9 protein-coding genes are annotated in these 14,526 nt (G+C 71.4%); 6 read left to right on the top strand and 3 right to left on the bottom strand.

Going from position 1 to position 14,526, the window contains the following annotated elements; all coding sequences use genetic code 11:
* Positions 1 to 24: 24 nt before the first annotated feature.
* A complete protein-coding gene (locus tag DL519_RS25140) occupies positions 25 to 1,008 on the bottom strand; it encodes a chitinase (RefSeq protein ID WP_190818435.1) in 984 nt (327 codons plus the stop codon).
* 198 nt (positions 1,009 to 1,206) lie between these two features.
* Between DL519_RS25140 and DL519_RS25135 the strand changes: the two genes are divergently transcribed.
* The 3 genes from DL519_RS25135 (at position 1,207) to DL519_RS25125 (ending at position 8,599) form a co-directional block, all read left to right on the top strand.
* The gene (locus tag DL519_RS25135; RefSeq protein WP_190818432.1) at positions 1,207 to 4,377 is read left to right on the top strand and encodes an ATP-dependent helicase; all 3,171 of its coding nucleotides are present in this window, start codon (positions 1,207 to 1,209) and stop codon (positions 4,375 to 4,377) included.
* A gap of 168 nt (positions 4,378 to 4,545) precedes the next feature.
* The gene (locus DL519_RS25130; protein ID WP_223839527.1) at positions 4,546 to 7,812 is read left to right on the top strand and encodes an ATP-dependent helicase; all 3,267 of its coding nucleotides are present in this window, start codon (positions 4,546 to 4,548) and stop codon (positions 7,810 to 7,812) included.
* Between the two features lie 184 nt (positions 7,813 to 7,996).
* A complete protein-coding gene (locus tag DL519_RS25125; RefSeq protein WP_223839525.1) occupies positions 7,997 to 8,599 on the top strand; it encodes a hypothetical protein in 603 nt (200 codons plus the stop codon).
* A gap of 313 nt (positions 8,600 to 8,912) precedes the next feature.
* Here the strand turns inward: DL519_RS25125 and DL519_RS25120 are convergent, their stop codons facing one another.
* A complete protein-coding gene (locus DL519_RS25120; RefSeq protein ID WP_190818426.1) occupies positions 8,913 to 9,440 on the bottom strand; it encodes a hypothetical protein in 528 nt (175 codons plus the stop codon).
* Positions 9,441 to 9,731: 291 nt separating this feature from the next.
* Between DL519_RS25120 and DL519_RS25115 the strand changes: the two genes are divergently transcribed.
* Both DL519_RS25115 and DL519_RS25110 read left to right on the top strand, forming a co-directional pair.
* The gene (locus DL519_RS25115) at positions 9,732 to 10,724 is read left to right on the top strand and encodes a potassium channel family protein (RefSeq protein ID WP_223840348.1); all 993 of its coding nucleotides are present in this window, start codon (positions 9,732 to 9,734) and stop codon (positions 10,722 to 10,724) included.
* 136 nt (positions 10,725 to 10,860) lie between these two features.
* Positions 10,861 to 11,259: a hypothetical protein gene (locus DL519_RS25110; RefSeq protein ID WP_223839523.1), complete on the top strand. Its 399-nt coding sequence runs from the start codon at positions 10,861 to 10,863 to the stop codon at positions 11,257 to 11,259.
* Between the two features lie 9 nt (positions 11,260 to 11,268).
* Here DL519_RS25110 and DL519_RS25105 read toward each other — a convergent pair whose 3' ends face one another.
* Positions 11,269 to 12,234: a neutral zinc metallopeptidase gene (locus tag DL519_RS25105; protein ID WP_223839521.1), complete on the bottom strand. Its 966-nt coding sequence runs from the start codon at positions 12,232 to 12,234 to the stop codon at positions 11,269 to 11,271.
* Between the two features lie 620 nt (positions 12,235 to 12,854).
* Here DL519_RS25105 and DL519_RS25100 point away from each other — a divergent pair.
* Positions 12,855 to 14,477: a DUF2207 domain-containing protein gene (locus tag DL519_RS25100; RefSeq protein WP_190818420.1), complete on the top strand. Its 1,623-nt coding sequence runs from the start codon at positions 12,855 to 12,857 to the stop codon at positions 14,475 to 14,477.
* The last annotated feature ends 49 nt before the right edge of the window (positions 14,478 to 14,526 follow it).

Below are 14,526 nucleotides of genomic sequence, written 5' to 3'. Positions count from 1 at the left end.
GGGAACGTCGGTCCTCGGAGGCGATCAGCCCTGGAAGCCCGCCACGATCTTGGTGAACTCCCACGGCTGCTGGTCGACGCCGCTGCAGGAGTCCGCGCCGCCCCCGTCGCACGGGCGGTCCCGGTTGAGTGACCAGAAGGTGAAGCGGCCGAGGCCCTTCTCCTTGGCGTAGTCGGCCATCTTCTGGAACGCGGCCTGGTCGACGGTCTCGCCGGCGTCGGTCTTGCCGTTCATCGACGAGATGCCCGCGTGCGCGTAGGCCTCCGCGTCGCGGTAGCCGAAGGTGCTCTTGAGTACCTCCTTCAGGCCTTCGGTGGCGTTGATCGTGTCGGCCGCCATGTCCGAACCGCCGAAGTTGAACGGCATCTGCGTCCACACGTCGACGTTCGAGCCGATCTCGTTGGCCCTGCTGATCATCCGCTTGCCCACGTCGTTCGGGCCGGTGTTCAGCGTCGGGAAGGTGACCACGGTCTGCAGGCCCGGGTTGGCCTCCTTGGCGAGCTTCAGCGCCTCCAGCACCCGGTCCTGCACGGCAGGCGTCTCGAACTCGCTGGCCTCGATGTCGATGTCGATGGCCTTGAGCCCGTGGGCGTCGATGACCTTCTGGTAGGCGCTGGCCAGCGACTGCGGGTCCTGGCAGAACTCGCCGAGCTTGTTGCCGGCCCAGCCGCCGATGGACGGGATGACGTCGCCGCCGCCGGCGCGGATCTCGTCGATGACAGCCTTGTCGGCGTCCAGCGGACGGGTGCCGTCCCAGGCCGGGTTGCAGCCGCCGTCGGAGAGGATGAAGGCCAGGGTGAAGTCCTTGATGCCGGTGGCGCTCATCACCTCGCCGGGCTTGGGCGGATTGCCCCAGCCGTTGTAGAGGTACGGGGACGCGGCGACCGGTGACGCCGCGGTGTTCGAGGCCGGGGCCGGGGTCTCCGCGCTTAGTGCGGGCACCGCGCCGATGGTCAACGCACCGGCGACCGCGGCGCAGCCGAGCAGGCTTTTGCGGACCTTGCTCACGGTTCCTCCTTCGGGGGTTCGATCGCGCCCGGGGCGCGATTCCGCTGGTCACAGCAGGAGAAGAAGTGTGGCGATCATCACATTGTCAGAGGAGGAAATTGGTTTGTACCACCAAAAGGTTCAGTTAATTTCCCGTTGAGCGGGAGCTATCCGCGAGCCCTGCGCGACCTTGTCGTCGGCGCGTGATTCCATCGATGCGTGCCATCCCCGACCACGCCCGTCCTCGTTCGCCGAGCTGAAACCACTCGTCGGCGGACGAACTGGGACGCAGCCGGGCAGCGGGCGTTGGCGCATCGCTACGGCCTCCTCCGGCTCCTCGGTGGACCAGGCACCGGCAAGAGCACGCTGATCGCGCAGCTGGCCGCCGACCGCATCCGCAACCACGAGGTGTCGCCGGAGAACGTCCTGGTCCTGACCGGGAGCCGGCGCGCTGCTGCCTGGATGCGCACCGAGATCACCAGGTTGCTCACCGGTTCTTCGGAAGAACTGCGCACCGCACCCGAACCGCTGGTCCGGACCGTCCACTCGTACGCCTTCGCGGTGCTGCGGTTGCAGGCGGTGCGCGACCAGCTACCGCCCCCGCAGCTGCTCAACGGCCCGGACCAGGACGCACTCGTGCGAGACCTGCTGGCCGGAGATGTCGAGACCGGTGCGAAGGACTGGCCGGAGACGCTGCGACCGGCGTTGACCGTGCCCGGCTTCGCCGAGGAACTGCGGGATCTGCTGCTGCGCGCTGCGGAACGTGGCGTCGGGCCCGAGCGGCTGGTCAACCTCGGCCGCCGGCACAACCGTCCGGAATGGATCGCCGCCGGTCGGTTCGCGCGGCAGTACGAGCAGGTCACGCTGCTGCGCGGGGCGGGCGGCGCGCAAGCCCCCGCACTGGACGCCGCGGAGCTGGTCGGCTCGGCGCTGCTGGCGTTCGACACCGATCCCAGGCTGCTGGCGGCCGAGCAGGACCGGGTGCGCTACGTGCTCGTCGACGACGCGCAGCACCTGGACCCCCAGCAGTACTGGCTGATCCGGCGGCTCGGGGACACGGCCACCGAGTTCGTGCTGGCCGGCGACCCCGACCAGGCCGTGTACTCCTTCCGCGGCGCCGACCCGCGCTGCCTGCTGGACGCCGACCCGGACGGCACGAACACCGAGGTCCTCACCGTCGACCACCGCATGTCCAAGGCGGTCCGGGAGGCGGTGCAGCGGCTGGCCTCGCGGCTGCCTGGGACGGGCCCCCAGCGCGAGCTGGTCGAGCCCGAGAACGGGCGAGGTGGTTCGATCCAGGTGCGCCTGCTGGCCACCGAGGCGCAGGAGGCCGCGTGGGTGGCGGATCAGCTCCGCCGAGCCCACCTGCTCGACGAGATCGCCTGGTCGGACATGGCCGTCGTGGTCCGGTCGACCGGCCTGTCGCTTCCGGTGCTTCGCCGCGCGTTGCTGGCCGCCGGTGTGCCCATCGCGCTGCCGGTCGACGACCTTCCGCTAGCGCAGCGCAATGCCGTCCGGCCGCTGCTGACGCTGCTGCGCTGCGCTGCGCGCCCGCAGGCGCTAGACGCGGACGCTGCAGCTGAGCTGCTCGCCTCGTCGCTCGGCGGCGCCGATCCGCTCGCGCTGCGGCGGCTTCGCCGGGGGCTGCGCCGCCTGGAGCTCGCCGCAGGCGGGAGCCGGGCCAGCGGCGAGCTGCTGGTGGAGGTGCTGCAGGACGGCGACCGCCTCGCTGCTCTGGAAGATTCCGCCGCCGAGCCTGCTCGCCGCCTCGCGGCGCTGCTGCGCAACACGGCCGACTCCGTCGCCGCCGGGCACACCGTGGAAGAAACGCTGTGGCGGGCGTGGAAGGCCAGCGGTCTGGAGAAGCGCTGGGTGGCGCAGTCGGAGCGGCACGGCGCGGTCGGGGTGCAGGCCGACCGCGATCTCGACGCCGTGGTGTCGCTGTTCGACGCGGCCGCCCAGTACGTCGACAGGTTGCCGGGTGCGGACGTCGCCAGTTTCGCGGATTACCTGACCAGCCAGCAGATCGCGGGTAGCTCGCTGGCGCCCACCGCCCCCCGGGACAACTCCGTGTCGGTGCTGACGGCGCATGCCGCGAGCGGCCGGGAGTGGGAGGTCGTGGCGATTCCCGGTGTGCAGGAAGGCATTTGGCCCGACCTGCGGCTGCGCGGATCACTGCTCGGCGTGGAGCGGCTGGTCGACGTGCTGTCCGGGGTGGACGCCGAGCGGGTGTCGGCCACCGCGCCGCTGCTGGCCGAGGAGCGGCGGCTGCTGCTCGTCGCGGCGAGCCGGGCGCGGCGGAACCTGCTGGTCAGCGCGGTGCGCGGGGAGGACGAGCAGCCCTCGCGGTTCCTGGACGAGCTGGAGGGCGTGGTCAGCGACCCCGATGCGGTGGAGCGGCCGATCGCGCGCCCGGAACGCGGCCTGGCGCTCGGGGATCTGGTCGGCGAGCTGCGGCGGGTGGTGTGCGATGCGGAGGCGGAGCCGCAGCGGCGGCAGCGGGCGGCGGCGCAGCTCGCGCGGCTGGCCAACGCCGGCGTTCCGGGCGCCAGCCCGGAGGCCTGGTACGGGTTGCCGGAGAGCTCCAGCTCGACGCCGCTGGTGGCCGGTGACGATCCGGTCAAGGTGTCGCCGTCCACTGTGGACGTCTTGGCGAAGTGCCCGCTGCGCTGGATGGTCGAGCGGCACGGCGGCCAGGACACGGCCGAACTAGCCTCCGTCACCGGCACCCTCGTGCACGCGCTCGTGCAGGCCGCCGCCGACGGCGCGGACACCGACCAGCTGCACAAGGCCCTGGACGAGGCCTGGGAATCCGTTGACGCCGGTGCGCCGTGGTTCTCCCGCAAGGAGCGCAAGCGCGTGGAGGGCATGCTCGACGCGTTCCTGAGCTGGCTGGTCCAGTCCCGGGCCGAACTCACGCAGGTCGGCGTGGAGAAGGACCTGGACGTCACGGTTCCGGGCCGGGCGGGCGGTCCGTGGCTGCGACTGCGCGGACGCGTGGACCGGCTGGAGGCCGATGCCGACGGCCGACCGGTGGTGGTCGACGTCAAGACCGGGAAGACACCGGTCAGCAAGGGCGATGCGGAGGAGCACCCGCAGCTGGCGGTGTACCAGCTGGCCGCCGCGCTGGGCGCGTTCGGCGAGGGCGAGGAACCCGGCGGGGCGCGGCTGCTGTACGTCGCGAAGTCGGACCGCAAGGGCGCGGCCACCGAACGCGTCCAGCAGGCGCTGGACGCCGAGCGGATCGAGGTGTGGCTTGACGTGGTGCACACCGCCGCCGCTTCGAGCCTCGGACCTGCCTATGTGGCCAGCGAGAACTCGGACTGCGATCGTTGTCCGGCCCGCACCTGCTGCCCGGTCCACCCGTCCGGAAGACAGGTCGCGCAGTGACTGGAGAGTGTTTCAAATGGTTCGCGTAGCGGTGCGGGTAGCGGAACCTCGGACGCCGCCTCGGTCCGGGATCCTCGCCTCATGAATGCCACTTCACCACGTCGAGGCTGTCCTCCCGAGGCGACCGCTGAGAACCCGCGGCGGTGCGAGCTGAGTGCCACGCCGAAAGTGGCTACCGCCGCTGGTAGAACGGAAATCAGTCCACATCGGATCGCGCAGGCGCTCGGGCTGCACCCGCCGACCCCCGAGCAGGCCGCCGTGATCGCCGCGCCCGCCGAACCGGCGCTGGTCGTGGCGGGTGCGGGCGCTGGGAAGACGGAGACGATGGCCGCCCGCGTGGTCTGGCTGGTCGCCAACCAGCTGGTGACGCCGGAGCGCATCCTCGGCCTGACGTTCACCCGCAAGGCCGCGCGGCAGCTCGCCGACCGGGTACGCGCCCGGCTGCGCCGGCTCGCCGGGTCCGGGCTGCTCGACGAGGTCGATCCCAGCGGGCAGCTGCGCTCCGCGGTGCTGACCGAGGAGCCCACGGTGCTGACCTACCACGCCTACGCGGGGCGGCTCGTCGGCGAGCACGGGCTGCGGGTACCGGTCGAGCCGGGCGCGCGACTGCTGAGCGAGACGGCGTCCTGGCAGCTCGCGCACAACGTGGTCGCGACCTGGACCGAGGACATCGACACCGACAAGGTTCCGTCCACTGTGACCGGTTACCTGCTGTCGCTGGCCGGCGAGCTCGCCGAACACCTGGTGAGCCCGGACGACCTGCGCACGCACGCCGAAAAGCTCTGCCACGCGGTCGAGAACGCGCCGCGGGCCAAGGGGCAGCGCGCGAACCTTCCGCAGGACCTGGTGAAAGTCGTTGTCGCGCAACGCTTGCGGTTCGCTCTGATGCCGCTGGTCGAGGAGTACGCGCAGCGCAAGCGGCGCGAAGGCGCGATGGACTTCGCCGACCAGATGTCGCTGGCCGCGCTGCTGGCCGCCGAACACCCGGAAGTCGTCGACGGCGAACGCGCCCGGTACGGCGCGGTGCTGCTGGACGAGTACCAGGACACCGGCCACGCGCAACGGGTTCTGCTGCGCTCGCTGTTCGGGCGCGAGCGCCCGCTGCCGGTCACCGCGGTCGGCGACCCGGCACAGGCCATCTACGGCTGGCGCGGCGCGAGCGCGGCGAACCTCCCGCGCTTCACCACCGACTTCCCGCGCATCGAGGAAGGCCGAGAGACTCCGGCGCACCGGTACGGGCTGCTGACGAGCTTCCGCAACCCGGCGGAAGTCCTGCACGTCGCCAACGCGGTTTCGGGGCCGCTGCGCGAAACCGGCCTGGAAGTCGACGAGCTGCGCGCCAGGGACGGCGCCGAGGCCGGCGATATCCGGCTGGCGCTGAGCGAACACGTGCGGGCCGAACGCGACTGGGTCGCCGACCAGGTCACCGCGCAGTGGCAGGCGACGCTGGACGAGACGGGACGGCCGCCGACCGCGGCGGTGCTGGTGCGCCGCCGTGCCGACATGACCGACATCGCGGCGGCGCTGCGGGAACGCGGTCTGCCGGTCGAGGTCGTCGGGCTCGGCGGGCTGCTCGACGAGCCCGAGGTGCGCGACCTGGTCAGCGCACTGCGGCTGCTGGTGGACCCGCTCGCCGGGACGGCAGCGATGCGGCTGCTCACCGGCTCGCGCTGGCGCCTCGGGGCGGCCGACATCGCGGCGCTGTGGGATCGCGCGCGGGAGCTCGGCGCGCAGGCCTTCGGGACACCGGAGACCGCCGATCCCTCTGCTGTGGTCACCGCGGCGCTGCCGGGCGAGAACGCTGAGCAGGCCGGGCTGGTGGACGCGCTTGACGATCCCGGCGATGCGCAGCGCTATTCCGGCGACGGCTACCGGCGCATCCGACGCCTGGGACGCGAGCTCGCCACCTTGCGGCGCCGCCTCGACCAGCCGCTGCCGGAACTCGTCGCGGACGTCGAGCGGACGTTGCTGCTGGACATCGAGAGCATGGCGCGGCCGGTCGGCGCGGGGAGGATCCACCTTGACGCGTTCGCCGACGCGGTCACCGCCTTCGCCACCGCGAGCCCGTCGGCCACGCTGCCCGCGCTGCTGGACTACCTGGAAGCGGCCGAACGCGCCGAAGACGGCCTGGAACCAGGCGAGGTCGAGGTCGCCGAGGACCGCGTCCAAGTGCTCACCGTGCACGCGGCCAAGGGCCTGGAGTGGCAGGTCGTCGCCGTGCCGCACCTCGTCAACGACGTCTTCCCCGGCAAGCGGAAGTCCTCGTCGTGGCTGCGCTCGGTCACCGAACTGCCCGCCGAACTGCGCGGCGACGCCGAAGACCTGCCCCGGCTCGACGTCGACCGGCTGTCCGGGCTTGACCGCAAGGAACTCACCGAGGCGCTCGGGATCCACGACGAGGAGTTCGAGGAGCGCCGGCTCGCCGAGGAGCGGCGGCTGCTCTACGTCGCGGTGACGCGCTCGGAGCGGACGTTGCTGTTGTCCGGGCACTGGTGGGGCGAGAACGGCGACCGGCCCAAGGGGCCGTCGGGCTTCCTGCGGCAGCTGGCCGAGGTGCTCCGCGGGTCCGGGACCGGGGACATCGACCTGTGGACGCCGGAACCCGACGAGGACGCGACGAACCCGCTCGCCGATGCCATGCGGTGCGCGGAGTGGCCGGTGGACCCGCTGGGTCCGCGCCGCGCGGCGGTGGCCGAAGGCGCGGGGCTCGTGCGGGCCGTGATGTCCACTGTGGATGATGCGGAGCCGGAGGACGACGAGGACGGGTGGTCGCGGGACGTTGACGTGCTGCTGGCCGAGCGCGCGGCGGCGGCGCAGCGGCGGGAGCAGGTGCGGCTGCCGGACCACCTGTCGGTGAGCCAACTCGTCGAACTCGCCGGTGATTCCGACAGCCTCGCCCGGCGGCTGCGCCGACCGCTGCCGTTCCCGCCGAACCCGATGACCCGCCGCGGCACCGCGTTCCACGCCTGGCTGGAGCACCGGTTCACCTCGACCGCGCTGCTGGACTTCGACGAACTGCCCGGCGCAGCCGACGAATCCGCGCCGGTGCACGAGGACCTGGCCGAGCTGCAGCGGGCGTTCCTCGCCGGATCCTGGGCCGACCGCACGCCGCACCGCGTCGAGGTGCCGTTCGAGACACAGGTCGAGGGCGTGGTGCTGCGCGGCCGGATGGACGCGGTGTTCGCCGACGCCGACGGAGGCTGGACGGTCCTCGACTGGAAGACCGGCGCGGTGCCGGGAGGCGACCAGGTCCCGGCGCTGTCGGTGCAGCTCGCCGCGTACCGGCTGGCCTGGGCGGAACTGTCCGGAACGCCGCTGTCGAAGGTCCGCGCGGCGTTCCACTACGTCCGCCACGACTACACGCTCCGCCCGGCCGACCTCCTCGATGCCGACGGCCTCCGGAACCTCATCACCTCGGTCCCCGCCGCGCGGTGACGGTTTGGCCTGGTCAGGGCCCGTGAGTACTTTTCGGTGCTATGGCACCCAAAAACACTCACGGACCTTGACCAGCGGAATTGGCGGCGTCGTCGGGATCACCTGCCGCATCGGCATGACTACACGTTCGGGTGGCGGAGCTTGAGATCGCGGTTCGCGGCGGCCGACTATGCCCGCGATGAACATGGACTGGAAGCTAAAGACGCCACCGGAATCCGAAGTGAACGTCGACACCGACGTCCTGGCGATGCGCGCCCCGCTGGTGCGGGTGCACCGCGACGACGAAGGCACCTGGTCCTTCGACGGGCCGGGCCGGAACCCGAGACCGTCGAAGAGGACGGCGCTCAGCGCCGTCGTCGGGGCCTGGCCGCACGTTGCCGCGCTGTCCGATCTGGACACCGGCGGTGCCGCGGTGTGGTCGTGGAAGCAGCACGGCTGGGCAAGCGAGGTCCAGTGCCGGTGCGGCAGCTGCGAACAGCCGGTCGCCGCCGACATCGACCGCAACAGCTGGCCGACCGAACTGCAGCCGCAAAGCATCCTCAGCGTCGAGCAGGCCGCGCTGTCCGGCCAGGCCCCGCTGACCGACATCATCTCCACGCCCGGCGGCATCGCGCTGCTCGGCCCCGGTGATCACCGGCGCACCGCCGACCTGATGACCCCGGTCGCGCTGGCGAACGTGATCCGCCGCTGGCCGCACACGATGCAGGCCCTGCGCGCGCTCAAGGAGAGCCGCGGCATGCGCTGGAACCCGGAGAACCTCAACTGGCACGAGTACGTCCTCGCCTGAGGGACCGTTTCCAGGCCCGTCTTGCGTGGCGGTGCGGGTAGCGGAACCTCAGAGGCCGCCTCGACTCCGGAATCCCCGACTCATGTATGTCCAATACGCCACGCCGGGGGCTGGCCTCGCCGAGAGCCCTTCGGGCGGGGCGGGCACGGCCTCTGAGAACCCGCAGCGGTGCAGGTTGAGAGGGTGGGCCAAGCGGCTTCGCCGCTTGCGGCGACTTGCGACGTACGACGTTGCGTGTCGCGGTGGCTGTTTCGTGTATGGAGAAAGAGAAAGTGGCTGACGCCGCTTGCCTGACGTCCCGAGCTGCGGGGCGTCAGGCGTTCTCCGCGAGTCGGGGGAGTTCGAGGATCCGCGAGTACAGGACTTCGAGCAACCAGCGGCCGAACATGGACGACCCGAACTCCGCGGTCCGGTCCTCCGGCGCGACCACCAGCTCGGCCGGCCCCTCGAAGCCGGCGTTGACCACACCGACGCCGTAGTAGTCCAGCTCCAGCATCCGCAACGGCTTGTACGCGGTGCCCGGAGGCAGCACGACGGCGCAGGGGGCCAGCGTCAGCAGCGTCCCGCACGCGTGCAAGGCGTGGCGGGCGCGCGACACAGGCACCAGGATCCCGAGCAGGTCGACCGCGGCCACCGGCACGTGATCGTGCATGCAGGGCTCGGACCAGGAGCGGAACCAGGTCGGGTTGAGCTCCGGCCCCCAGCCGTGGTGGCTGCGCCACTCGTGGACGTCGCGCCGGATCCGGGCCACGGCGGCGAAGCGCGCACCGAGGACCTCGACGTCCGGGATCAACTGACCGTCCCACCCCAGGGCACGAGCCGCGTGCTGAAGTTGCTGCACCGCTGCATGGTATGCCGCCGCGCCGCGATGTCCAGACAAGGTCTTCCGGCCTGCAGGAGATGTCGTCGTCGAAACCACGGGTGCCGCATCGCATCGGACGCCCGGGCAACGGTTACTGTTCTCCGCCGTGAGTGGAAAGAACGTGCGCGGGTCGTCCTGCGCGGCGGCGCGGCCGGTGGGGCCATGATGCGGCGCAGTCCGAAGCAGTTGGCGCACCCCTTCATCCGCGGGCGCTCCGACGAGGAGGAGCTGACCAAGCGACCCGACCACGCGCTCGTGGGCGTGATCCGGATGCCGGGCAGCACGACCAGCCCGGTCCGGTCCATCATCCGCCGGATCATCGGCGCGATGCTCGCGCTGGCCGCCACGGTGTTTATCGTGTTCATCGGCAGGCACGGCTACCGGGACTCCGCGGGCGGCGAGCTGGACCTGCTGGACGCGGTCTACTACGCCACGGTGTCGCTGTCCACCACGGGCTACGGCGACATCACCCCGGTCACCCCGCAGGCGCGACTGGTGAACGTGCTGGTCATCACCCCGCTGCGGGTGCTGTTCCTGATCGTGCTGGTCGGTACCACACTGGAAGTGCTCACCGAGCGCTCCCGGCAGGCTTTCAAGATCCAACTCTGGAGGTCCAAGGTGCGCGACCACGTGGTCGTCATCGGATACGGAACCAAGGGCCGTTCGGCCGTCACCGCGCTGCTCGGCGACGGTGCCGAGTCCGGTCGCATCGTGGTCGTCGACACCGACCAGCGCGCGCTCGAAACAGCCTCCGCGCAAGGCCTGGTCACCGTCAACGGTTCCGGCACCCGCTCGGACGTGCTGCGGGTGGCGGGCGTGCCGCGCGCGCGGGCGATCGTGGTGGCACCTGCCCGCGACGACACGGCCGTGCTGGTCACCCTGACCGCGCGGGAGCTCGCCCCGAAGGCGCAGATCGTCGCGGCGGTGCGGGAAGCCGAGAACGTCCACCTGCTGCGCCAGTCCGGCGCGGATTCGGTGGTGGTGTCCAGCGAGACGGCGGGCCGCCTGCTGGGCATGGCGACCTCGACGCCGTCCGTGGTGGAGATGTTCGAGGACCTGCTGACCCCGGACGCCGGTCTGGCGATCGCCGAGCGGGAGGTCGAGCCCCAGGAGATCGGCGGCTCGCCGCGGCACCTCTCGGACATCGTGCTCGGCGTGGTGCGCGACGGTCAGCTGTACCGGGTGGACGCGCCGGAGGCCGACGCGATCGAGGAAGGCGACCGGCTGCTCTACGTCAAGAAGGTCACGCCCGCGGACGCCTGAGGCCGGCAAACCACTTGTGAACGCCCGGAAGCCGTATCACCGACGGTGTTTCGGATGCTGCGGGGAGTGACCCTGCTGCCGCCGGCCGGCTTCTGCCAATATCGGTGTCGTGGGAAGGCAACGAGGTTCGGCGTCGGTGGCGCCGATCCTGCTTGTCCTGGGATTGCTGGGCATCGCGGTGACTGCCGTGACGTTGTGGCCACTGGTGACTGCGGCCGGCGAGGACCGGACTGCGATGCGCGCGGCGACGGCGACCGTCGTCGAGTCCCGGCCGTGCGGCGCGGACTCGGCGCGGGATCTCGTCGAGGTCCGGGTCGACGGCGTGACGCGGCAAGCACCGTTCGACGGCTGCGGCCACGCCCGCGGCCAACAGCTGCCGGTGCTGGTGCCTGCCGACCCGGTCCAGGACTTCGTGGTCCGCCCCGCGGGATCCGACTCCGACCTGAAAGCCCAGACGCAGCGCGCCAATTGGGTCCTGCTGACCCTCGCCGCCGTCGCCGGCGGGGGCTACGGCCTGATGCTCCGCCGTCGCTGAGCGGAAACGTCAGTCGACATCGGATGATGCCGCCAGCCAGGTGTTGCACTCCGTGATCCGGTTCTTGCGGAACCCCTGCTCGACCCAGGCTGCGTTGGTCGCCATGCTGCCGTGATCGGGCACGTCGCTGTGCTCGTCGCCGCGGCCGGACGAGTCCTCCAGCGCGGGGAAGATGTAGTCGTTGCTGATGCCGCCGTTCTGCAGCGCGGCCAGCGTCATCCCTTCGAAGCAGGTCGCCTGCAGCTCCGAACGGCGGGTCAGCTCCAACCCCGCCGCGGTGGAGCTGCCGCCCGCGTCGTAGGAGGCGTCGCCGTAGGCGCTGTTGATCCCGGTCATGCCCTGCAGCGCGTGGCCGAACTCGTGCGCGAACTGGCCGAGGTACGCCCCGGCCTTGGTGCGCTTCTCCATCTGGGCGTAGTAGCGCGCGGTCATGTAGATCGTGTGGTTGCCCGGGCAGTACATCGCGGTCTGGTTCCAGCGCCGCGTTCCGCAGGGGGTTTCGATGTTCTCTCCGGTGGTGATCACGGTTGGCATCCGGGCAGGCAGTTTCGCGTTCTCCAGGGCCGGGGTCCACGCCTCCATCAGGCAGGGCAGCGCGGCCTGGTAGAAGCGGTCCTGCGAAGCGGCATCGGTGTTGAAGCGGGGCAGGTTGCACGGGGTGTTCATCGCGCCGTTGCCCGGGATGTTGACCGGGTTGTCGCCCAGCTCTGCCACCGGTTTGGCACCGTCGTCGTAGCTGCTTGTCTCCGTGGTCGTCGCGTCCTCGCTGCTAGTGCTCTTGCTGCTGGAGGTCTCGCTGGAACCCGTCGTGGTGGTCCGGCTGCTCGTGGAGCTGTAGTCCGAAGCGCGGTTCGAGGTGATCGAGGCGGCCATCGCGCCGATGGTGCCGATGCCGAACAATCCCACGCCGACCAGCACCAGCGCGACGACGACGCCGGTGTTGCTCTTGCGTTTCGGTGAGTGCAGGTGCGGCATCGGTGGCGGCATCTGCCGTTGCGGTCTGGGCAGCGGCATGGTTGGGCGGCGGTAACGGACCGCGTTGTGGCGGCCGAGGCGGCTGCTGCGCGCCGCGTGGCGGCTGCGGTCGGAGGGGCGGGGGCGGCTGCGGGCCGTGTGGCGGCTGGGGGTTCGGCGGCTGCGGTCGGAGGGGCGGGGGCGGCTGCGGGCCGTGTGGCGGCTGGGGGTTCGGCGGCTGCGGTCGGAGGGGCGGGGGCGGCTGCGGGCCGTGTGGCGGCTGGGGGTTCGGCGGCTGCGGTCGGAGGGGCGGGGGCGGCTGCGGGCCGTGTGGCGGCTGGGGGTTCGGCGGCTGCGGTCGGAGGGGCGGGGGCGGCTGCGGGCCGTGTGGCGGCTGGGGGTTCGGCGGTTGTTGCGGGCCGCGAGGTTGCTGCGGCGGCCAGGGCTGGCGGGGCGGCTGCTGTGGGCCGCGCGGTGGCCTGGGCGGCTGCGTCATGCGGTCTTCCTCGCGGAGTGTCGAGTGTGGACGATCGGTCCAGGTTCAGCGGGCCGCCACGGAGCAGTCATTTACCCCCGGCTTCCTCACATCAATCCCACCGTTGCGGACCAGAGCTTAGCGATGGGCCGCTATCGTTCGTGCCGTGTTGACCAAATGGGGACTGGCCGTCGCACTGGCCGGAATGCTGTTGGGCGCGCCTGGCACAGCCGCGGCGCAGGAGCAGCCGGTCGATGCGCTGCCCGGCGCGGTTTCCAGCAGCGTGCACCTGAAGCTGGAGCGCGACGGCCAGGTATCGGTCACCGAGCAGATCAACGTTCCCCCAGGCCAGCAGGTGGAACGCACGATGCCGCTGCGGCAGTCCGCAGGGCCCGGCGCGGACCGCGTGTTCACCGTCTCCGATGCGGTGGTGGACGGCGGCGGCGCGGTTCAGGTGGACTCCGACAACGTGCACCTGACGCTGCAGCCGGGGGTCTCCACGCTGAAGTACTCGGTCCGCGGCGCCGTGGCCGACGCCGGTGATCTGCAAGCCGTCCGCTGGCAGGTGTCCGGCGGCTGGAACGTGCCGGTGGACCGCGTCGAGGTGTCGCTGCTGTCGCCGAAGGTGCCGCAGGAGATCATGTGCCTGGCCGGCCCGCTGGGCAGCGAGGACCGCTGCGCCCAGTTCGAGATCACCCACACCCAGTCGATGCACGCGCTGACGTACGGGCTGAAGCCCGGCGACCGGATGGACATCGCCTTCAAGGTCCCGGCCGGCACCGTGCCGGCGAACGCGGTGACCGAGGAGTACTTCAGCCTGGCGCGGGCGTTCTCACTGACGCCGGCGACGGCCGCAGGCCTGGCCGGGATCGGCCTGCTGCTGATCGGCGGCCTCGGGCTCGTCTGGTATGCCCGCGGCCGCGACGTGCAAGCGTTCGCCGAGGACGCGGGCCAGGTCGAGTTGCTGATGACCGACTCACGGGGCGCGATCACGTTCGCCTCCCCGGACGGCGTGCTGCCCGGCCAGATCGGCACGGTCATCGACGAGCGGGTCGACCCGGTCGACATCACCGCGACGATCATCGACCTGGCGGTCCGCAACTACCTGTGGATCGAGGAACTCCCCGAGCAGGACTGGCGAATCGTGCCGCTCAACCCGGCGGACGAGTCGCTGCGGCCGTTCGAGCGAGCGGTCTACGACCTGCTCGTCGGCGAAGCCGCGGAGGTGCAGCTGTCCCAACTCCGCGACCTGGACGCCAACCCGGTCCGAACGGCGCTGTACGCGGATGTCGTTGACAAGCAGTGGTTCGCGCGGCGGCCGGACGCCGACCGGAACCGGTTCTGGTGGACGGGGCTCGGCGTCATCATCGGTGGCGCGGCGCTGACGGCGGTACTGGCGCTGACGACCTCAGCAGCGCTGCTCGGGATCGGGGTGGTGATCGGCGGCATCGCGATGATGTTCAGCGCACGCCTGATGCCCGCCCGAACGCGCCGCGGCAGCGCGCTCGTGGTGCAGGTGCGCGGCTTGCGCGGCTACCTGCACGACGTCTCGGCGAGCTCCCTGCCGGCGCCGGACCGCGAGACGGTGTTCTCCCGTTCATTGCCGTACGCGGTGGTGCTGGGCGAAACGGACCGCTGGCTGGCGGAATTCGCGGAACTGGACCCGGGAGCTGACGAAACGCCGGGCCTGTACTGGTACGGAAGCCCGGCCGAAACCCCGAACCTGCAGAACTTCCGGCGGAGTTTCCCGGCGCTGGTCGGAAAGCTGAACGAGACCGTCAAGCGCTGACCCACTCGCGCAACCGGTGCCGACCGACGTACTCGGCACACCGCGCCCG

The organism is Saccharopolyspora pogona (assembly GCF_014697215.1).
GTDB lineage: Bacteria > Actinomycetota > Actinomycetes > Mycobacteriales > Pseudonocardiaceae > Saccharopolyspora > Saccharopolyspora hattusasensis.
This window is presented reverse-complemented; position numbering and strand designations above follow the sequence as displayed.